Source organism: Curtobacterium sp. MCLR17_032, from assembly GCF_003234795.2.
Lineage (GTDB): Bacteria > Actinomycetota > Actinomycetes > Actinomycetales > Microbacteriaceae > Curtobacterium.
This window is the reverse complement of record NZ_CP126268.1, coordinates 3,690,575-3,710,209: the sequence shown is the minus strand read 5'-3', so window position 1 is coordinate 3,710,209 and position 19,635 is coordinate 3,690,575. Positions and strand designations below refer to the sequence as shown.

Sequence of the window (19,635 nt, the reverse complement as noted above, 5' to 3'; positions counted from 1 at the left end):
GGCGTGCTCGTCTCCTGGTCTCACTGCTCGGGTGCGTCACTCTGCGGGCGCAGAAGGTCCGGGTTCGGTACGAGCCACGCCGGGGCCGACCCGCGCCTCCTGGATGGCCGGAGGCGATCGGCACGGTGTTCTGGGCGCCGTTCCCCGTCGAGCTTCCCACAGGGTTGTCCACAGTCTGCTCCACGGCCGCGCGGACGGTGGTCGAGGGGGTACTCCCCCGTACTACCGGGCTTCCGGCGGTGCGGTGACACAACTGTAAAGGACCGGAGCGCGTGGTACCCAACGGAAGTTCTCCCCAGTGTGGAGAATCGGGAGGCCGTGGACACCACGGCCGCGCGGGTCCAGGGGTGTTTGACCTGGCAGCCCTCGTCACGTACCGTTGTCCAGTTGACTGCGGCCGTTCGGTCGCGCCTTCCGTGTCAACCAACGCATACGTGACGGCTCGCCGCGAGCAGCCGTGTGGAGATCATCATGAGCAAGCGCACCTTCCAGCCGAACAACCGCCGCCGCGCCAAGAAGCACGGTTTCCGTGCCCGCATGCGCACCCGCGCCGGCCGCGCCATCCTCGCCGCACGCCGCGGCAAGGGGCGCACCGAGCTCTCCGCCTGATCCGCGGGGGTCCTCGTCGTGTTGGCCCGAGCCAACCGCATCGTCCGAGGCGACGACTACCGGATGGTCGTGCGTCGTGGTCGCAGAAGCGCCACGGCACACGCCGTCGTGTCGGTGGTCCGTCGCCTCGATGACGATCCTGGTCCCACCAGGTTCGGGTTCATCGTGGCGAAGACCGTCGGGAACGCGGTGACGCGCAACCTCGTGCGTCGCCGTCTGAAGGCGATCGCGCACGGGGTCCTCCCGAGCGCGCCGCTCGGGTACGACGTGGTGGTGCGTGCACTGCCAGCCGCCGCGCAGGCCGCATGGCCTACCCTGCTCGAAGACATCACGCGCTCCTTCGCGCGCGGTGTGGAGAAGGCAGCATGAACCGGTTCCTCTGGGTCGTCGCGTTGCTCCCACGCAACGCGTGCGTCGTGGTGCTCCGGGCCTACCGTGCGGTGATCTCACCGCTCTACGGCAACGTCTGTCGGTACCACCCCTCGTGCTCGCGCTACGCGCTCGAGGCGATCCAGCAGTACGGCGCGGTCCGCGGATCGGCGATGGGCGCTTGGCGCATCGCTCGGTGCAACCCGTGGGCAGCCGGCGGGATCGACGACGTCAGGGAACGTCGCCGCTCCTTCACCGTCAGTCGGTTCGGGTTCGTCCTCGCGCCGATCCCGCAGCAACAGCAGAACTCGGCCGGCACGGTCCGTCCGGTGCTGCTCCCCCAGCGCACTCGAAAGGCGTGACCGTCCCCATGGACCTCATCGGTACGATCCTCTGGCCACTCAAATGGGTGGTGTCCGCGATCCTGGTCGGCTTCCACTGGGTCTTCGAGAACCTCGGGATGGACCCCTCTGCGGGCATCACGTGGGTGCTGTCGATCATCTTCCTGACCTTCGTGGTCCGGGCCGCGCTGATCCCCATCTTCGTGCGACAGATCAAGTCGCAGCGACGGATGCTCGAGGTCGCGCCCCAGCTGAAGAAGATCCAGGACAAGTACAAGGGCAAGAAGGACCAGTTCTCGCGCGAGGCCATGTCCCGCGAGACCATGGCGCTGTACAAGGAGACCGGGACGAACCCGCTGAGCTCCTGCCTGCCGCTGCTCATCCAGATGCCGATCTTCTTCTCGCTGTACTCGGTGCTGCACGAGGCGCAGATCAACAAGACGGGCATCGGCCTGCTCACCGGCGACCTCGCCAAGTCGTTCGGCAACGCATCGCTCTTCGGAGCCCCCCTGCACGAGACGTTCACGAACGCGTCCGGCTGGGAAGTCCGCATCATCGCGGGCATCATGATCGTCGTGATGACCGCCTCGCAGTTCATCACCCAGCTGCAGCTCGTCGCCAAGAACATGTCGCCGGAGACCAAGGAGTCTCCGATGTACCGCCAGCAGAAGATGATGCTGTACGTGCTTCCCCTGGTCTTCGTGATCTCGGGTCTGTCGTTCCCCCTCGGCGTCATGTTCTACTGGCTGGCCTCCAACCTCTGGACGATGGCGCAGCAGTACTTCGTCATCCGCAGCATGCCGACGCCGGGTTCCGAGGCAGCCCTCGCCCGTGAGGTCCGTCTCGCCAAGAAGGCCCAGCGCCGCGGAACCCCCGCGACGACCGGTGTCCTCACCGAGGCCGGGACCGGTGCCTCCATGGCCGAGGTCGAAGCACGTGTGAACAACCAGCGCCAGCAGCCGGTCGGCAAGTCGCGCGCCAAGAAGAACGGGAAGACCAAGTGAGCGAGCAGGACACCGCTGCGGTCGTCGACACGACGGACGACGAGCAGCACCTCGCCCCCACCGACGCGACTGTCGACGGCGATGACGTGGACGGTGACGACGAGAGCCGCGACGAAGCGGACATCGCTGCCGATTACATCGAAGAGCTGCTCGACATCTGCGACCTCGACGGAGACATCGAGATCGAGGAGCGCGCCGGACGTGTGTACCTGACCGTCACGGACGACGGAGCCGCCCTGCGCGTGCTCGCGAAGCCGGACACGGTCACGGCCCTCCAGGAGCTGACTCGCATCGCGGTGCAGGCCGAGACCGGAGAGTTCAGCCGACTCATCCTGGACATCGGTGGATCCCGCGACGCCCGTGCGACGGAACTGCAGCGGCTGGTCGACACCGCCGTCGAACGCATCGAAGCCGGTTCGACGACGGCAGCACTGCCCCCGATGTCGTCCTACGAGCGCAAGCTCGTGCACGACCTGGTCGCCGAGAAGGGCTTCCACTCGGAGTCCGAGGGTGAGGGTCGCGACCGTCACACCGTCATCACGCGATGACGGACGCCCACGTCACGGCCGGTTCGGAGCCTCCTGTCCTGGAGGCCGAGCCGGCCGTCGCCGCGTCGCTCTTCGGTGACCAGATCGACGGTGCCCGGTCGTTCGCCAACGAGCTCGCCCGCCGCGGGGAGGAGCTCGGGCTGATCGGCCCACTCGAGCTCCCGCGGTTGTGGACCCGACACATCCTCAATTCTGCGCTCGTGGCGCCACTGCTCCACGCCGGGGCTTCTGTCGGTGACGTCGGGTCGGGAGCTGGCCTGCCGGGCCTGGTCTTGGCGATCGCACGACCGGACGTCTCCGTGACGCTGATCGAGCCGATGGAACGTCGGACGGACTGGCTCCGTGCCGAGGCGGACCGCCTCGAGCTCGAGAACGTCACCGTCGTGCGGGCCCGTGCGGAGGACGCGGCGGACGCTCTCGTGCTGGACCAGGTGACGGCACGTGCGGTGAGTGCGCTCTCGAAGCTCATCCCGCTGACGGTGCCGCTCGTGCGCTCCGGTGGACAGCTCATCCTCATGAAGGGTGCGCGCGTCGACGACGAGGTCACCGCGGCCCGCAAGGTGATCCTCCGCAACCGTCTGGAAGACGTCGAGGTCCTCGAGCTCGGAGTCGGAGTGGTCGAGGAGACCACGCGCGTCTTCCGGGCTACAGTTGACTGACGCCACCGATCCGGTCTGATCGGGTTCCGTCGTAGCGTGTTCCCACGGCTGCACAACGGAGCGCGTCGAGGGGCGACGGCCGTGCCGACCGCCCGATGTTCCACGTGAAACACAGACCGGGGAAGAGGCACTCGTTGAGTTCGTCCACTGACTACGACGCGTCGACACCCCTCGCGCGCGAGATCGCCGACCTCAATCGACGCCGGCGCGCGATCGCGACGCAGCAGTTCCCGCTGCCGGAGAAGACCCGTGTCTTCACGGTGTCGAACCAGAAGGGTGGCGTCGGCAAGACCACCACCACCGTGAACCTCGCCGCTGCCCTGGCGCATGGTGGGGCGCGCGTGCTGGTGATCGACCTCGATCCGCAGGGCAATGCGTCCACTGCACTCGGCATCGACCACCAGGCGGAGGTCGCCAGCATCTACGACGTGATCGTCGACGAGGCCCCGATGGCGGACACCGTGCAGCGGTCCCCCGAATCCGAGACGCTCTGGTGCGTGCCGGCGACCATCCACCTGGCAGGCGCCGAGATCGAGCTGGTGTCGCTCGTGGCGCGCGAGCAGCGTCTCCGCACCGCGCTGGACGAGTACCTCGCTTCCGTCGACGAACCGTTCCACTACGTCTTCATCGACTGCCCGCCGTCCCTCGGCCTGCTGACGATCAACGCCTTCGTCGCGGCCAAGGAAGTCCTCATCCCGATCCAGTGCGAGTACTACGCGCTCGAGGGTCTCAGCCAGCTGCTGCGGAACATCGAGCTCATCGAGCGGCACCTCAACCCGCACCTGGCCGTGTCGACGATCCTGCTGACCATGTACGACGGGCGGACGAACCTGGCGAACCAGGTCGCCAACGAGGTTCGGACCCACTTCGGCGACCAGGTGCTGCAGGCGATGATCCCGAGGTCGGTCCGGGTCAGTGAAGCGCCCAGCTACGGGCAGAGTGTGGTGTCGTACGACGTCAACTCCACCGGCTCGCTCTCCTACCTGGAGGCCGCGGCCGAGATCGCAGAACGAGGAGCAAAGGCCTGATGGCACCCAAGCGGACCGGACTCGGGCGTGGCATCGGCGCGCTGATCCCCACCACGAACGAGCAGCAGGAGCGGCCCGTCGACGTCTTCTTCCCGTCGGGTGGGACCTCGGCGTCGGAGGCGACCGGTGGCGGCACGGCAGAAGAGCTGCTGGCCGTTCCGGGTGCACGGCTGGCGAACCTCAACCCGCTCGACATCGTGCCGAACGCCCAGCAGCCGCGGAAGGAGTTCCGCGAGGAAGAGCTGCAGGAGCTCGTGCACTCCATCCGTGAGATCGGTCTGCTGCAGCCGATCGTGGTGCGACCCATCGCTGGTGCTGCCGGGACTGCGCCGCAGTACGAGCTCATCATGGGTGAGCGACGACTCCGCGCCACGAAGGAACTCGGGCTCGCGACGATCCCGGCGATCGTGAAGGAGACGCCTGACGACGCGATGCTCCGGGACGCGCTCCTGGAGAACCTGCACCGCGCCCAGCTGAACCCGCTGGAAGAGGCGTCGGCGTACCAGCAGCTCCTCGCCGACTTCGGTATCACGCAGGAGCAGCTCGGGCAGCGGATCGGTCGGTCGCGTCCGCAGATCACGAACACCATCCGGCTGCTTCGGCTGCCCTCCCCCGTTCAGCGTCGCGTCGCCGCGGGTGTCCTCTCTGCAGGGCATGCTCGCGCGATCCTCGCGGCCCCGGACGCCGAGGCGATGGAGTACCTGGCGGAGAAGATCGTCAACGAAGACCTCTCCGTTCGCGCTGCCGAAGCGATCGCGCAACAGCTCTCCACGAAGACGCCCGCCAAGACTCCGGCGGCTCCGTCGAAGCGCCAGGTCCACTTCAACGACATGGCCGAACGCCTTGGGGATCGGTTGAACACCCGGGTTAAGATCGCGGTCGGTGCCCGCAAGGGTTCGGTCACCATCGACTTCGCCAACCCCGACGATCTGTCCCGGATCCTCGGGGAACTCGGCATCCAGGACGTCGCTGGCTGAGACTCGTTCGGCACGAGCGCTGTGCGCCCGTCTGAGCGCTCGAGATCGCGCAGGTGGGCACTGACGCCACCCTGTCGGTCCCGGGGGCCTCTGGGGGCATCAGAAGCGCTTCCTGGGTCCCTCTCGGCCGTCTAGGCGGGGTCCATTGGCTCGCCTCCGGTCCGAGGACTGAAGGCCCGGCGCTGTCTCGGCAGTAGGGCGTCCGAATCGCCATGCTCGTAAGCCTTCGGCGTTCGGCGGGCTGCAACCGGTGGCCCGGTTTTTCTCCTTGCAGCTCTGCCCTCGGCAGCGTCGCTGATTTGCTTCCCGGAGCATCGGTGCACGGACGGACAGTTCGCGATGTTCCACGTGGAACATCGACTCGAACCCCGGAGGTAGCGGTCGCACCCCGGTCGGGCGCGCTCACCGTAGGAAGAGAACTGTCTTCCACCGTGCCACGTTGGTGCTTGCCGGGTCTTGGGCGGACAGGTTTGGTGGTGGGGCCATCCCTTCGGTGAGGGGAGGTTCTGTCGCGGCGGACCGTGCCAGGAAGCTCGCATCGTCAGGGTCCTCCGTGGCTTGACCGCCTTTAGGTTTCTCCGCGTTGCCGAGTCTGCTTGACGATGTTCCACGTGAAACCACAAGGGATCCGTCACCTCCCGCGGTGCCGTCCTGAGGGAGAACGTTCGCGTGATCTTGCCTATCGGCTACCGGCTGTCCGGTGATGATGCAGCGGTGCGCAAGTGGCGGTGACGGTTCATGACGGGAGGTTGGGATCCTGCGCTGGTGCGCTGGTGCGGTCGGCTACTTGGGCATTCGTGGGCTCGGGTGCTTGGGCATTCGTGGGCTCGTGGTCCGGCGGCAGAGTGACCGAATGCCCAGGGGCTCGCGGGATCAATCAACAGCGTCCCTCAGTGCCGTGCTCGCTGAAGGGCCGCGATCCCGCGTGCCCTCGTTCCAGCTAGGCCCGTGGCCCGGTGGCCCCGTGGCCGCGTGCCCGCGTGCCCGCGGGCAGGCCTACCCGCATGGCGTCGGTCCCGCGTGACCGGGCCGGTTGCCCGTGTACGAGAGCGCTGAGCGCTGAGCGCTGAGCGCTGAGCCCTGAGGCCTGAGCCCTGAGCCCTGAGCCCGGCGCCCTGAGCGCCGATTGCCCGACTAACCCAACGCCCGGCAGCCCGAGTACCCGGTTGCCCGTTCCTCCGGTTCGCCGTTTCCCCGGTTGCCCGGTCGTCCGCGGCCCCGTTTCCCCCGTTGCTCGTTCCTCCGGATTGCCCGTTCGTCCGGTCCCCCGGTTGCCCGATCATCCGAGGCCCCGTTTCCCCGGTTGCCCGGTCGTTCGATCGCCCGGTGGCCCGAGTCTCCGAGTTCCCCGGTCCCCCAGTCGACGAGCTCCCTGGCCCTCAGTCCTCGAGATGCCGAGTTCCCGAGCGGACTATTCGCTGAGTGGTTGCGTCTGCGTGTCCAGGTGCTGGAGCGGCAGCGCGACGATCAGGCGACAGGTACCGGCGCCGGGCCGCGCTGCATCGCTACCCGAACTCTCGGATCTGGTGGGTGCGCGCGCAGCCCTCGCGGCATCATCGAGATTTGACCGCGTCGGTTTCAGGCAGCCGCACTGTCGGCGCGTCACTGTCGTTCCACCGGAACAGCACGAGATGCCACTTGCCCGGGGCCCGTCGAGACGGATCGATGAGACCCGCGGCGCCGACCTCGAGAGCGCGGTCCCGCACTGCCCACGAACGCGGAGACCGACCGGCAGCGACGTCGTCCTGCCACGGAGCGACCACGTCAGCGAGGTCGATGCCGATCGCTCGCAGTACCTCGGTGTCGCGCAGATCGATGATCCCGTGCGCCTCGACCTCCACCGTGACGACGTCGAGCCGCTCTGCTCGCGCCCCTCGGTGCGCGAGCATCGCAGCGTTGACCCCGGCGATCGACGAACTCAAGTAAAGCGTGGGCTCGTGTGCCGGCGAGTAGCGGCCGGCTGAACGTGATCCGGCGAGGGCGAGCTCGCGGAAGGCAGGGTTGACGGCTCTGAAGAATGAGCCCCGGATCGTCGTCGTCAAGGTCCATTCGGGGTCTGCCACACGCTCAGGATGCCACCGGGAGGCCCGTCCAGCGCAGGGCAGCGATCCAGCGACGATGTTCCACGTGGAACAATCCACGGAGTCAACCAGGAGCGCATCACCGTCTGGAAGGAGAGGGACCCGACTGGCTACCGACCTCAGGCCGAGTGGTCCCGGATGGCCTGCTCCGCGAGCTCGGCGTAGGTCCACCCGAGGTCGAAGCCCGACGCCGAGAGCGCCTGCGGCACGAGCGATGTCTCGGTGAGCCCAGGCAGCACGTTCGCCTCGAGGAACCACGGCGTCCCTGCGCCGTCGATGATGATGTCCACGCGAGAGACGTGGCGCAGCCCGAGAGCACGGTGCGCCAGGATCGCAGCGGCGGAGGCAGCCTGCGACTGCTCCGGGCTCAGCCGTGCGGGGGTGAAGAACGTCGTCTCCCCCGCGTTGTACCGCGCTTCGTAACCGTAGAAGCCGTTCCGCGGCACGATCTCCACCGGCGACAACGCCAGCGGGCCGTCCCCGGTGTCGATGATGCCGACCGCGATCTCGGTCCCGCGGATCAGCTGCTCGACGACCGCGTCCTCGCAGTACGTGTAGGCCGCGACCATCGCGCGCGGCAGGTCTTCGACGTTCTCGACGAGGGTGACGCCCTGTGCGCTGCCTCCGCGTGCTGGCTTCACCGCGAGCGGTACCGGGTGCTCGGAGGCGATGGCCTGCAGGACGCCGACGGCACCGAGTTCGCGGAAGACGTCGTGCGACAGCGTGATCGAGCGCGGCGTCCGGACGCCTGCGCGGGACACGAGCGCAGAGGCTGTGGGCTTGTCCCATGCCAGGCGAGCCGACGTCGAGCGTGAGCCGACGTACGGGATGTCGAGTGCCTCCAGGATGCCGCGGAGCGCGCCGTCTTCACCGGAGGCACCGTGCAGTGCCGGCCAGACGACGTCCGGTCGGTCCGCTGCCAGAGCGGGCAGCAGGGAAGCATCTGCGTCGCGGAGGTCGACCTGCCATCCGTACCCGTTCAACGAGTCCGCGACTCGACGACCGGAGCGCAGCGAGATGTCCCGTTCGTGGGAGATCCCCCCGGCGACGACGACGACGTGACGGCGGGCGAACTCAGCCATGGGCGGGATCCTCTGCGGATGGGGTGGAGCGATGGGAAAAGCCTGATCAGGGCATGTTCGGCTGGGGTGAGCTGACCGACGACGTGCTCACCGAGGTGCTCGACCGGCTGGCGGAACCGAAGGTCTCGACCAGTTCGAGCTCGTCGTTGACCACCGAGGCCAACCGCTTCACGCCGACGCGGATCTGCTCCGGCGTGGGGTAGCAGAACGACAGTCGAATGTTTCCGGCGCCGCGGCCGTCGGCGAAGAAAGCGGTGCCAGGGGTGTAGGCGACGAGCTCCTTGACGGCCCGGGGCAGCATGCCCTTCGAGTCGAGCGACTCCGGCAAGGTGAGCCAGATGAAGAACCCTCCGTTCGGGACCGTCCAGCTGAGGTCCGGCAGGAACTCCCCCAGTGCCGAGAGCATGGCGTCGCGGCGCTCGGCGTAGATGCCGCGGAATGTGTCGACCTGACCCTTCCAGTCCGCGGCATCGAGGTACGCGTTCACGACGTACTGCCCGAACGAGTTCGGGGCGAGGACGGCGGACTCGTTGGCGAGCACGAGCTTCTCGCGGATGGCGTGCGGCGCGAGCGCCCACCCGACGCGGAACCCGGGCGCGAGGGTCTTCGAGAACGAGCCGAGGTAGACCACACCCTCGTCGTCGATCGAGCGGATTGCCTGCGGCGCGGGCTCGTCGAACCAGAGCAGCCCGTAGGGGTTGTCCTCGAGCACCAGGATGTTGTTCGAGCGGCAGATGTCGAGCACCTCGATGCGGCGCTCCCGGCTCATCGTGACGCCGGCGGGGTTGTGGAAGTTCGGGATCGTGTACAGGAACTTCATCCGCTTGCCAGCGGCCCGCAGACGGGCGATCGTCTCGCGCAGGGCCTCCGGGACCAGACCGAGCTCGTCGGTCGCCACGTGGACCGTCTCAGCCTGGTACGAGCGGAACACACCGATGGCGCCGACGTACGAGGGGGACTCGGCCAGGACGACGTCGCCCGGGTCGATGAACAGGCGCGTGACGAGGTCCAGGGCGTGCTGTGACCCGGTGGTCACCACGACGTCCTCGGCGCTGGCACGGATGCCCTCGAGGGACATGACGTTGACGATGTGCTCGCGCAGGGAGCGCAGGCCCTGTCCGCCGCCGTACTGCAGCGCCATCGCCGCGTCCTCGGCCATCACACGGTCGAGTGAGCCGGTGACGAGCTCACGCGGCAGCGCGGAGACGAAGGGCATGCCGCCGGCGAGGGAGACCACCTCGGGCCTCGACGCGACGGCGAACAGAGCTCGGACCTCGGAGGCGCTCAGCCCGGCGGTGCGCTGGGCGTAGGAGTCGTACCAGGGGTCGAGACTGTTGCCGTTCGTCATCGAGTTTCCTCCACTCGGTCGTTCTCGCCACAGTACGACATGCAGCCGGGCATCCGTCGTTCCGCGTCACAGGCCGATCGGCGATCCGTGGCCTGTTGCCGGCCTGGAGGCCCATCCAGCGTCAGCAGGGCGGCGGACGGTGGGCGGGCCTCCAGACAGACGGACGCCCCGCCCTCCGATGGAATGGAGGGCGGGGCGTCCGCGTCTGTGTGGCGGATCCCTACGCGAGGAAGTCCGCGAGGTCGGCCTCGAGGGCCGGCTTCGGCTTGGCGCCGATGACGGTCTTGACGACCTCGCCGCCCTTGAACACCTTCATCGCCGGGATCGACGTGATCTGGTAGTTCATGGCCGACTGGGGGTTGTCGTCGACGTTGAGCTTGACGATCTCGATCTTGTCGGCGTGCTCCGCGGCGATCTGGTCGAGGATCGGCGAGACCGCGCGACACGGGCCGCACCACTCAGCCCAGAAGTCCACGAGGATCGTCTTGTCGGACTTGAGGACTTCGGCCTCGAACGTGGCGTCGGTCACTGCCTTTGCGCTGGACATGTTTGCTCCTTCGACGGGAAGTCGGTTCGGTGTGGTGAACGGGGACGCAGCGACGTGCATTCCCGTGGCGTGCAGGGCCGGGGTCAGACCCGGGCGGTGACGTCGATGATCGCCTCGGCCGGGGTGACACCCTCGGCCTGGTCGGTCAGGTCGTGGTCGAGGTCGGCCAGGTACTTCTCGGCGTCGAGCGCTGCGACCGCACCGGAACCGGCGGCGGTGATCGCCTGGCGGTACGTCGGGTCGAGCACGTCGCCGGCGATGAAGACACCCGGGACGCCGACGGCGCGGGAGGTGCGACCCTCGACCGCGAGCGTGCCCTCGGGAGCGATCTCGAGCTGGCCGTGGACCAGGTGCGTGCGCGGGTCGTTGCCGATCGCGATGAACAGGCCGTCGAGGGCGAGTGAGGACTCTTCCCCGGTGACGGTGTCCTTGAGCGTGACGCCATCGACCGCGGAGTCACCCGTGATGCCGGTGACCTCCTTGTTCCAGGCGAACTCGATCTTCGGGTCGTTCATCGCGCGGTCCTGCATGATCTTCGACGCACGCAGCGAGTCCTTGCGGTGGATGACCGTCACCTTGTCGGCGAAGCGGGTGAGGAACGTGGCCTCTTCCATCGCGGAGTCGCCACCGCCGACGACGGCGATGTTCTTCTGACGGAAGAAGAAGCCGTCGCACGTGGCGCACCAGGAGACGCCGTGACCGGACAGGCGCTCTTCGTCCGGGAGGCCCAGGTGGCGGTACGCCGAACCCGTGGCGTAGATGACCGTGAGGGCCTCGTACGTCTCGCCGGAGCCGACCGTGACCTTCTTGACCTGACCGGTGAGGTCGACCGAGACGGCGTCGTCGTACAGGACCTCGGCACCGAACTTCTCGGCCTGTTCCTGCATCTTGATCATGAGGTCGGGGCCCTGGACGCCCTCGGGGAAGCCCGGGAAGTTCTCGACCTCGGTCGTCTTGGTGAGTTCACCGCCGGTCTCGACACTCGAGGCGACGATGAGCGGCTTCAGCTCAGCGCGCGCGGCGTAGATGCCGGCCGTGAACCCGGCAGGACCGGAACCGATGATGATGAGCTCGCGCATGCGTGATTGCCCTTTCGTTGCTTGCTGACCGGGTCAACCAATGGTACCGGCGCGCCATTCCCGCGGCCTGGCTGTGCGGTCAGCGTCCGAGGCGGCTGCGGACCAGCGTCACGGCGTTCGCGATCTCGCCGTTCTTCGCGACGACGAGCACACCGAAGTACACGGCTGCCATGACCGCTCCGGTCAGCACGAGCGTGATGAGGGCGCTCGTCACGTCGGCCATCGCGAAGCCGCCCTCGGAGAACGCACCGAAGAAGTTCGCGACGAGCACCCCAGCGACCCCGGCGATCAACGCGCCGATCAGGAACTGCACGTGCGATCGAGTGACGTTCGGGCCGTCGATCCCGCCGAGACGCTTGCGGACGAGGACGAGGGCCACGATCGTCTGCGCGGTACCGGCGAGCGTGGTGCACACCGCGATGCCGACACCGATGTGTTGCGCGGGGAACGTGGCGACCGCGAGGGCCCCGATGACGAAGAGGCCGGACTGCACGATCTGCATGAGGAACGGAGTGCGGTGGTCGTGCAGGGCCCAGAAGACGCGCTGGATGATGAAGAGCATGCTGAAGAGGACCAGCCCGGGCATGAACCCCACGAGCACCCACGCCATGGCCTGGGTCAGCCCGAACGTGTTCTCCCAGATGCGCGCGAACGAGGTCGACGTCACGATGAGCGCCACCGTCGCGAAGACGGTGAAGAGCCCGACGATCCGGAGGGACAGCGACAGGTTCCGCCGGACTGCGTCGAGGTCTCCCCGCTCGGCGTCGTGGCTCATGCGGGTGAAGTACGCGGTCGCGATCGACACGGTGATGATCGAGTGCGGCAGCATGAAGAGCAGCCAGCTCGTCGCGAGTGTGGCATTACCGGCACCCTCTGCCAGGGACGCGACCCGCGACTGGACGAGGCCTGCGAGCTGCGTGATGAGGATCATGCCGAACAGCCAGCCGGCCGCCGTCCCGGTGGACTTCAGTCCGACGCCGCGCCAGCGGAAGTCGAGTCGGAAGGACAGTCCTGCTCGGCGCCAGAACAGCGGGAGGAACGCGGCCTGGGCGAAGACGCCGAACGACGCACTGCCGGCGAGGATGGCGACCTTGAGCGGAGTCCACGCATCGACGCTCGAGTTGACGTCTCGTCCGTGGAACATGGCGATGAACACGACGAGCCCGGCGATCGCGATCACGTTGTTGATCAGCGGTGCCCAGGTGAACGGACCGAAGACCTGCTTCGCGTTGAGGACCTCACCGAGCAGTGAGTACATCGCGTAGAAGAGGATCTGGGGGAGGCACCAGAACGCGAACGCGATGGCCAGGTCCGTCTGCGCCGGTGTGAAGCCCTTGCCACTGTCCCCGGCGCCCTGGCTGTAGGCGTTCACCAGGAACGGTGCGAGGAGTGTCGCCGCGATCGTGATCACGATGAACACGGAGCCAGCGAGCGTCACGATCTTGTTCACGTACGCCGTGCCGCCGTCGTTGTGCTGCTTCATCGCACGCACGATCTGTGGGATCAGCACGGCGGAGAGCAGGCCACCGGCGATCAGGGCGTAGATGTTGTTCGGCAGCTGGTTGGAGACCGAGAAGGCGTTCGCCGCGCGGGACCCCGAGTTGCCGATCGCGTAGGCGAGCACGAACGTCTTCGCGAACCCGAGCAGGCGCGAGATCATCGTCCCCGCCGCGAGCATCGCGCTGGCCCGGCCGAGGCCACGCCCCTCGCCCTGCTCGGCGTCGACCTCGGCGCTGGGCTGGGTGGTGCTGATGGTCGGCTCCTCGGGGCGGTGGTCGGACGGGAGGCTCGACTCGACCCCGGCACGCGCGATCGCGTCCTCGAGACGGTCGCCGTCCCCACCGACGGTGTCGGTGCCGGAGCTGGCCGCGGCGATCGCGGTGGCGGGCCCGGGGACGGTGGTCGGGCCTCCAGACCGGGAGAGGTCGGCAGCCCGGGAGACGTCGGCAGACCGGGAGGGGTCGGCCGACGGTGTGGCGTCAGCGTCCACCGGGGGCTCACCGGGCCCGGGGGGCTGGACCTCGAGGGGACGGTTGGGGTCGTCGTCCTCCTCCGACTCCGGTTCGCCGTTGCGGCGACGCAGACGGCGGCGGACGTTGCGGAGGATCCCCAGGCCGAAGACGACGACGACGGCGATCGCAGCGAGGGCCGTGATGACGGTCTCCCACTGCGCCTGCACGTTGATCTCGACCGTGGCGGGCGTGGCGATGCGGGCGCCGCTCGAGCTCGTCAGCGCCATCGACAGGGCGACCTTGCCGTTCGCGACCGACTGCACCGGGAACGTGGTGCGGGTCGAGGAGCGGGGTTGGATCGTGACCTCGACCGCGTTCCGTTCGATGCGCAGGAACGAGTTCGACGGCGTGACGGTCAGGAACACCGTGACCGGCCAGTCGGACCGGTTCCGGACCGAGATCGGCAGCGAGGACCGGTCGCCGAGCAGGGTGATGTCACTCGAGTTCACGATGCCGACGCTTGCGATGGTCTTCTGGTCGTCCGCGGTGATGCCGTCCACGACGGTCGTGAGCCCGTCGGTGTCCGCACGCCAGGCGTTCGACGCCGCGGCGAGGGTGCGCAGACGGGCCGGGGCGGTGACCTCGACCGGGTCGGCGACGGCGCTGGCGAAGCCGACGAGGGCCTGCTCGGAGCGGACCAGGCGGCGGAGGACCGTCAGCCGGTCGGAGCCGTCGTCCTTGCTCTGCAGGGTCAGCGATCCGGGCTTGGCGTCGACGACGGTGGAGAAGTCCGTGGGCGCGATCCAGGCGGTGTCCTCGAGGGCGTCCAGCGCCTGCTCGAGGCGCGCGGAGTCGGTCGGCCAGGACCGGTCGAGGGTCAGCAGGACCGGGCCGGTGGCGCTGCCCTGGACGGCGACGGTGGCGAGGGTCGCGCGGAGGGTTGCCATCGCGCGGTCGGTTGCACGTGCGGACTTCGCGTCGGCCGCCTGGCGCAGCAGGTCGGACATCCCCTGGTCGGCGACGAGGGCCTTCGTGGAGGAGACCTGCTCGGCCGCGGCGACCGTGGTGTCCTGGCCGGCCGAGGTGTTGCCGCTGGACAGGATCGTCGAGGTGTAGCCGGCGGTGCGGAGGGCGGGGAGGTCGTCGGAGGAGACGGTGCCCTCGACCGGCCAGGCGACGGTGTCGACGGTCCAGGGGAAGGACACCAGCGAGGCCGAGGTGGGGATCGTGGCGGGGTCGGTCTCGTCGGTGTTCCCGGTGCCGTTGCCGGTGCCGTCGGCGGCGTCCGTGGTGGCGGTGTCGGTCGGCTCGGTCGCGGTGTCGCCCGGGGTCTGGGTGGTCGACCCCGCGCCGTCGGTGGGGTCCTGCGCCGGGTCCGTCGCCTGGTCGGTCGGCTCCGGCGTGGTGGTCGGGCTCGGGGTGGCCCCGGGGAACCGGTCGGCGTCGACGGCGGCGGCGATGGCCTGGTCGAAGGAGATCGGCGCCGCGATGCCCGACAGTCCGGCCTGGCGCAGCCCCGTCACGTCGGCGTCGGCGTAGGACAGCGGGAACTTCTCGTTCCGGAGGCCCTCCAGCCGCTCGAGCCACGCGGTCGCCGAGCTCGGGGCGTCGTCGCCGAGGATCCGGATGGACGCGATGATGCGTGGGTCGACGGCGAGGGCGACGCTGTGGCCCTCGGCCGCGTCGAGCTGCTGGGTGAGGGTGCCGTCGACGGCGGTGTCGGCAGCCAGGGTGTTGGCGCTGAGCAGGCCGTCGTCGGTCGCCGGCACCGTGACGGGCATCGCCACCGCGACGTCGACCGGCGCGGGGTCGGGTCCGGGGTTCCACGTGAAGGCGGAGCGTCCGACGGCGAGGGTCGAGCCGGCGAAGTACGAGGCCGCGATGCGTCGGGCACCGAAGGGGTTCAGCGTGCCGAGACGGACGTCGGCGAACGGCACCGAGATCGAGTCGACCGTGACGGATCGGTGCGCCGGGACCTCCGGGATCGTCACCCGGTCCATCGGATCGCCGGGCCAACCGTCCGGGGAGGTGTCGTTGATCCAGTCGGTGAGGATGTCGCGTGTGCCCACGACCGGCCGGATGATGTCCAGGTCCGCGCGGCCCGCGGGCAGTGCCGAGTCGGTGTCGTTCGTCACCGTGACGGACAGCGAGAGGTCGTCACCGAGGTTCATCACCCCGCTTCCGGACGGCGTCACCTGGACCGACGCGGTGCCGGCCTGGGCCGCGGCCGGGCTCGCGGGCTTCGAGGTGGTGGCGGCGTCGGCGACGTCCACCGCGGCGGGCGCGATGACCAGACCGGTGGCGACCAGGGCGGACGCGGCGGCGGTGAGCACGGTACGGAGAATCTGCATGTGGGAGGGCCCTGGTCGGGGCGGGCCACGACGAGTGTATGAGCCACGACCATGACAGCAGGCGAGCGCGCAGGTGCTCGGGCCCACTATCTGGGATGATCGTGGGCGTCATGCAGTCCGTAGCCCAGGCCGTCGAGCGACTCGACGCACTCGCCGCCACCGACACCGTCGACGTCCTCGCACGGGCGTTCGCCGCTGCCGGTCACGAGCTCGCCCTCGTCGGCGGGCCCGTCCGCGACGCCTTCCTCGGCCGTCCGGTGACCGACCTCGACTTCACGACGGACGCCCGCCCGGACGCCGTCCTGGCGATCGTCGAGCCCCTCGCCAGCAACACCTGGGACGTCGGGCGCCAGTTCGGCACCATCGCCGCCATGGTCCGCGGCGAGCAGGTCGAGATCACCACCTACCGCAGTGACGTCTACGACGGCGAGACCCGCAAGCCCGAGGTCACGTTCGGCGACACCATCGAGGCCGACCTGCTCCGCCGCGACTTCACCGTCAACGCGATGGCGCTCCGACTCCCCCAGCGTGAACTCGTCGACGTGCACGGCGGTGTCGAGGACCTGCTCGCGCAGCGCCTGGCGACCCCGCAGGCGGCCCGGGTGTCCTTCCGCGACGACCCGCTCCGGATGATGCGCGCCGCCCGGTTCACGGCCCAGCTCGGCTTCACCGTGTCCGACGACGTCCGTGACGCGATGACGGACCTCGCCGACTCGATCGAGAACATCTCCGCCGAGCGCGTTCGGGACGAGCTCGTGAAGCTGTTGAACACGAACGACCCGGTCGAGGGCATCCGGCTGCTGGTCGACTCCGGCATCGCCGAGCTGGTCCTGCCCGAGCTCCCCGCGATGAAGCTCGAGATCGACGAGCACCACCACCACAAGGACGTGTACGAGCACTCGCTCACCGTCCTGACGCAGGCGATCGGGTACGAGGCCGAGCGGCACCCGGGCGAGGCACCCGACACCGTCCTGCGCCTGGCCGCACTGCTGCACGACATCGGCAAGCCGGCGACCCGGAAGCTCGAGCCGGGCGGTGCCGTCAGCTTCCACCACCACGACCTGGTCGGCTCGAAGCTGGCGAAGAAGCGGCTGCGGGCGCTGCGCTTCGACAACGACACGATCGCCTCGGTCTCGCGGCTGATCGAGCTGCACCTGCGGTTCTTCGGATACACCGAGGGCGCCTGGACCGACGCGGCCGTCCGCCGCTACGTCCGTGACGCCGGCGACCAGCTCGAGCGGCTGCACGAGCTCACCCGCTCGGACGTCACCACCAGGAACCGTCGGAAGGCGGACCGGCTCGGGTTCGCGTACGACGACCTGGAGGCCCGGATCGCCGTCCTCGCGGAGCAGGAGGAACTCGACTCCATGCGTCCCGACCTCTCCGGGGACGACATCATGCGGATCCTCGACATCCCGCCGGGGCGCGCCGTCGGCGACGCGTACCGCTTCCTGCTCGAGGCGCGGATGGACGAGGGCCCGCTCGGGCCCGAGGACGCCGAAGCGCGCCTCCGCGCCTGGTGGGCGTCCCGCGACGAGGGCTGATCCGCTCGACGGTGGCGCGCCTCCAGGCCGTCCGCTACGATGGGCAGGTTGTCTCGCGCGCCTTCTGCGTGCCGGGGCACATGCATCAACCCTCCTGTCCCGGGAACTGCCCGGGGCCGCTGAGACCAGAGGAGGTGGGTTCCGCATGCACCAGTACGAACTGATGGCGATCCTCGACCCCGAGATCGATGAGCGCACCGTCGCTCCCAGCCTGGACAAGTTCCTCGCGGTCATCCGCAACGACGGTGGCACCGTCGACAACGTGGACGTCTGGGGCCGTCGCCGGCTCGCTTACGAGATCGCGAAGAAGACCGAGGGCATCTACGCCGTCGTGAACTTCACGTCGTCCGCCGACTCCGCCAAGGAGCTGGACCGCCAGCTCGGTCTCTCCGAGGCCGTCCTGCGCACCAAGGTCCTCCGCGCCGAAGAGGGCATGGCCCAGGTCGCCGCGCAGAAGCAGCGCGACGAAGCCCGTGCCGCCCGCAAGGCCGCCAACGCGTCGGCCTCGGCCGCCACGACCGCGAGCGCCGAGTAGCCCGTGGCCGGCGAAACCGTCATCACGGTGGTGGGCAACCTCACCGCGGACCCGGAGCTGCGGTACACGCAGAACGGGCTCGCCGTGGCGAACTTCACCATCGCGTCGACTCCTCGCACGTTCGACCGTCAGGCGAACGAGTGGAAGGACGGCGACGCGCTGTTCCTCCGTGCGAGTGTGTGGCGCGAGTTCGCCGAGCACGTGGCGGGGTCGCTGACGAAGGGCTCGCGCGTCATCGCGCAGGGTCGTCTCCGTCAGCGTTCCTACCAGGACCGTGAGGGTCAGCAGCGGACGAGCATCGAGCTCGAGGTCGACGAGATCGGCCCCTCGCTGCGGTACGCGACCGCCCAGATCACCCGTGCACCGGGTGGCAGTGGTGGTGGCGCCGGTGGTGGCCGTGGCCAGGTCGGTGGGGGCAACTCCTCCGGCGGTGGCAACGGCGGCTACAACGGTGGCGCGTCCGGTGGCAACGGTGGCGGTCAGTCCGACGCCCCGTGGTCGCCGCAGGGTGGTCAGCAGGGTGGCGGGAACGCACAGTCGAACGACGTGTGGTCCACCCCCGGCGGCACCTACGACGACGAGACCCCGTTCTGATCCTCAGCGGTCTGACGACACAACTTCTTCTTCTCTAAGGACACACAATGGCTGGAAAGAGCACCGGCGACCGCCGGAAGCCTCGCGGTAAGGGCGGCAAGAACGCCGCTCCCGCGAAGGCGATCAAGGTCGGCGTCATCGACTACAAGGACGTTGCGACCCTTCGCAAGTTCATCTCGGAGCGTGGCAAGATCCGCGCCCGTCGCATCACCGGCGTCTCCGTCCAGGAGCAGCGCCTCATCGCCCGTGCCGTGAAGAACGCCCGTGAGATGGCGCTCCTCCCCTACGCCGGCTCCGGCCGCTGATCGGAGGTCGACGAATGTCGAAGCTCATCCTCACCCACGAGGTCTCTGGCCTCGGTTCCGCCGGTGACGTCGTCGACGTCAAGAACGGCTACGCCCGCAACTACCTGATCCCGCAGGGCTTCGCCGTGTCGTGGTCGAAGGGCGGCGAGAAGCAGATCGAGTCGATCCGTGCAGCTCGCGCCGCACGCGAGCTCGCCACCATCGAAGAGGCACAGGACCTCAAGATGAAGCTCGAGAACGCCACCATCCAGCTGTCGGTCAAGGCCGGCAAGGACGGTCGTCTCTTCGGCTCCGTCCGCCCGGGTGACGTCGCTGACGCCGTCCAGGCGCAGGGCGTCGGCTCGCTCGACAAGCGCAAGGTCGAGGTCCCCGCCACCATCAAGACCGTCGGTGACCACGAGGCCACCGTGCGTCTGCGCGAGGACATCGTCGCGACCATCTCGCTGAAGGTCGTCGCCGCGAAGTAGTCCGGTCGCTGCTCCGGCAGCACCAGCACCGCCGGAAGGGCGGGTCTCCCCCAGTGGGAGGCCCGCCCTTCTGCGTTCCCCGGCGCGTGGTGCGGGTCACGGAACGCATTCCTGACGAACGCTCGGTGAACAGGAGTTGAAGGCCCTCGTCCGGGGGTCGACCGCTCGGTACGTTCGTCGAGGCCTCCAGTACCGGGGGTGAACGAAAATCGAGA

General features: G+C 68.8%; 19 protein-coding genes. 13 read left to right on the top strand and 6 right to left on the bottom strand.

All coding sequences use genetic code 11. The features are described 5' to 3' along the window. Window positions 1–471 precede the first annotated feature (471 nt). The 8 genes from rpmH (at window position 472) to DEI97_RS17650 (ending at window position 5,535) form a co-directional block, all read left to right on the top strand. On the top strand, window positions 472–609 hold the full coding sequence (gene rpmH, locus DEI97_RS17685) for a 50S ribosomal protein L34 (protein ID WP_043595303.1): 138 nt from the start codon (window positions 472–474) through the stop codon (window positions 607–609). Window positions 610–627: 18 nt separating this feature from the next. Then, a complete protein-coding gene (gene rnpA / locus DEI97_RS17680) occupies window positions 628–978 on the top strand; it encodes a ribonuclease P protein component (RefSeq protein ID WP_111075313.1) in 351 nt (116 codons plus the stop codon). Beyond that, on the top strand, window positions 975–1,340 hold the full coding sequence (yidD, locus tag DEI97_RS17675) for a membrane protein insertion efficiency factor YidD (RefSeq protein WP_111075312.1): 366 nt from the start codon (window positions 975–977) through the stop codon (window positions 1,338–1,340). The genes rnpA and yidD overlap by 4 nt, the downstream gene beginning before the upstream one ends. A gap of 8 nt (window positions 1,341–1,348) precedes the next feature. Beyond that, window positions 1,349–2,323, top strand: a complete 975-nt coding sequence (gene yidC / locus DEI97_RS17670; protein WP_111075403.1) for a membrane protein insertase YidC — start codon at window positions 1,349–1,351, stop codon at window positions 2,321–2,323. Next, on the top strand, window positions 2,320–2,871 hold the full coding sequence (locus DEI97_RS17665; protein ID WP_111075311.1) for a Jag family protein: 552 nt from the start codon (window positions 2,320–2,322) through the stop codon (window positions 2,869–2,871). The genes yidC and DEI97_RS17665 overlap by 4 nt, the downstream gene beginning before the upstream one ends. After that, window positions 2,868–3,530 carry a 16S rRNA (guanine(527)-N(7))-methyltransferase RsmG gene (rsmG, locus tag DEI97_RS17660; RefSeq protein WP_111075310.1) on the top strand — a complete coding sequence of 221 codons (663 nt, stop codon included), beginning with the start codon at window positions 2,868–2,870 and terminating at the stop codon, window positions 3,528–3,530. Before DEI97_RS17665 ends, rsmG begins: the two co-directional genes overlap by 4 nt. 95 nt (window positions 3,531–3,625) lie before the next feature. Further along, window positions 3,626–4,558: a ParA family protein gene (locus tag DEI97_RS17655; protein ID WP_111043627.1), complete on the top strand. Its 933-nt coding sequence runs from the start codon at window positions 3,626–3,628 to the stop codon at window positions 4,556–4,558. After that, complete coding sequence (locus tag DEI97_RS17650) at window positions 4,558–5,535, top strand: ParB/RepB/Spo0J family partition protein (RefSeq protein ID WP_111075309.1); 978 nt, start codon at window positions 4,558–4,560, stop codon at window positions 5,533–5,535. Before DEI97_RS17655 ends, DEI97_RS17650 begins: the two co-directional genes overlap by 1 nt. A 1,553-nt stretch (window positions 5,536–7,088) precedes the next feature. Here DEI97_RS17650 and DEI97_RS17645 read toward each other — a convergent pair. The 6 genes from DEI97_RS17645 to DEI97_RS17620 all read right to left on the bottom strand — a co-directional run bounded on the left by DEI97_RS17645 (window position 7,089) and on the right by DEI97_RS17620 (window position 15,975). Next, a complete protein-coding gene (locus tag DEI97_RS17645; RefSeq protein WP_258376728.1) occupies window positions 7,089–7,598 on the bottom strand; it encodes an RES family NAD+ phosphorylase in 510 nt (169 codons plus the stop codon). Between the two features lie 137 nt (window positions 7,599–7,735). After that, window positions 7,736–8,698, bottom strand: a complete 963-nt coding sequence (locus DEI97_RS17640; protein WP_111075307.1) for a D-alanine--D-alanine ligase family protein — start codon at window positions 8,696–8,698, stop codon at window positions 7,736–7,738. 46 nt (window positions 8,699–8,744) lie between these two features. After that, window positions 8,745–10,046 (bottom strand): aminotransferase-like domain-containing protein, encoded by a 1,302-nt coding sequence (locus DEI97_RS17635; RefSeq protein ID WP_111075306.1) that lies wholly within the window; start codon window positions 10,044–10,046, stop codon window positions 8,745–8,747. A gap of 220 nt (window positions 10,047–10,266) precedes the next feature. Further along, window positions 10,267–10,593, bottom strand: coding sequence for a thioredoxin (trxA, locus tag DEI97_RS17630; protein ID WP_110902894.1), 327 nt, complete (start codon window positions 10,591–10,593; stop codon window positions 10,267–10,269). 83 nt (window positions 10,594–10,676) lie between these two features. Then, window positions 10,677–11,672, bottom strand: a complete 996-nt coding sequence (trxB, locus tag DEI97_RS17625) for a thioredoxin-disulfide reductase (RefSeq protein WP_111075305.1) — start codon at window positions 11,670–11,672, stop codon at window positions 10,677–10,679. Window positions 11,673–11,751: 79 nt separating this feature from the next. Continuing rightward, on the bottom strand, window positions 11,752–15,975 hold the full coding sequence (locus DEI97_RS17620; protein ID WP_111075304.1) for a DUF6049 family protein: 4,224 nt from the start codon (window positions 15,973–15,975) through the stop codon (window positions 11,752–11,754). Between the two features lie 110 nt (window positions 15,976–16,085). On the opposite strand from DEI97_RS17620, the gene DEI97_RS17615 reads away from it, so the two are divergent. The 5 genes from DEI97_RS17615 to rplI all read left to right on the top strand — a co-directional run bounded on the left by DEI97_RS17615 (window position 16,086) and on the right by rplI (window position 19,420). Further along, on the top strand, window positions 16,086–17,519 hold the full coding sequence (locus tag DEI97_RS17615; protein WP_111075402.1) for a CCA tRNA nucleotidyltransferase: 1,434 nt from the start codon (window positions 16,086–16,088) through the stop codon (window positions 17,517–17,519). Between the two features lie 145 nt (window positions 17,520–17,664). Next, a complete protein-coding gene (gene rpsF / locus DEI97_RS17610; RefSeq protein ID WP_111075303.1) occupies window positions 17,665–18,054 on the top strand; it encodes a 30S ribosomal protein S6 in 390 nt (129 codons plus the stop codon). Between the two features lie 3 nt (window positions 18,055–18,057). Next, entirely contained in the window at window positions 18,058–18,648 is a 591-nt protein-coding gene (locus DEI97_RS17605) for a single-stranded DNA-binding protein (RefSeq protein ID WP_111075302.1), read from the top strand. A gap of 47 nt (window positions 18,649–18,695) precedes the next feature. Next, on the top strand, window positions 18,696–18,953 hold the full coding sequence (gene rpsR / locus DEI97_RS17600; protein ID WP_056121021.1) for a 30S ribosomal protein S18: 258 nt from the start codon (window positions 18,696–18,698) through the stop codon (window positions 18,951–18,953). 14 nt (window positions 18,954–18,967) lie between these two features. Next, window positions 18,968–19,420 carry a 50S ribosomal protein L9 gene (rplI, locus tag DEI97_RS17595; RefSeq protein ID WP_111075301.1) on the top strand — a complete coding sequence of 151 codons (453 nt, stop codon included), beginning with the start codon at window positions 18,968–18,970 and terminating at the stop codon, window positions 19,418–19,420. The last annotated feature ends 215 nt before the right edge of the window (window positions 19,421–19,635 follow it).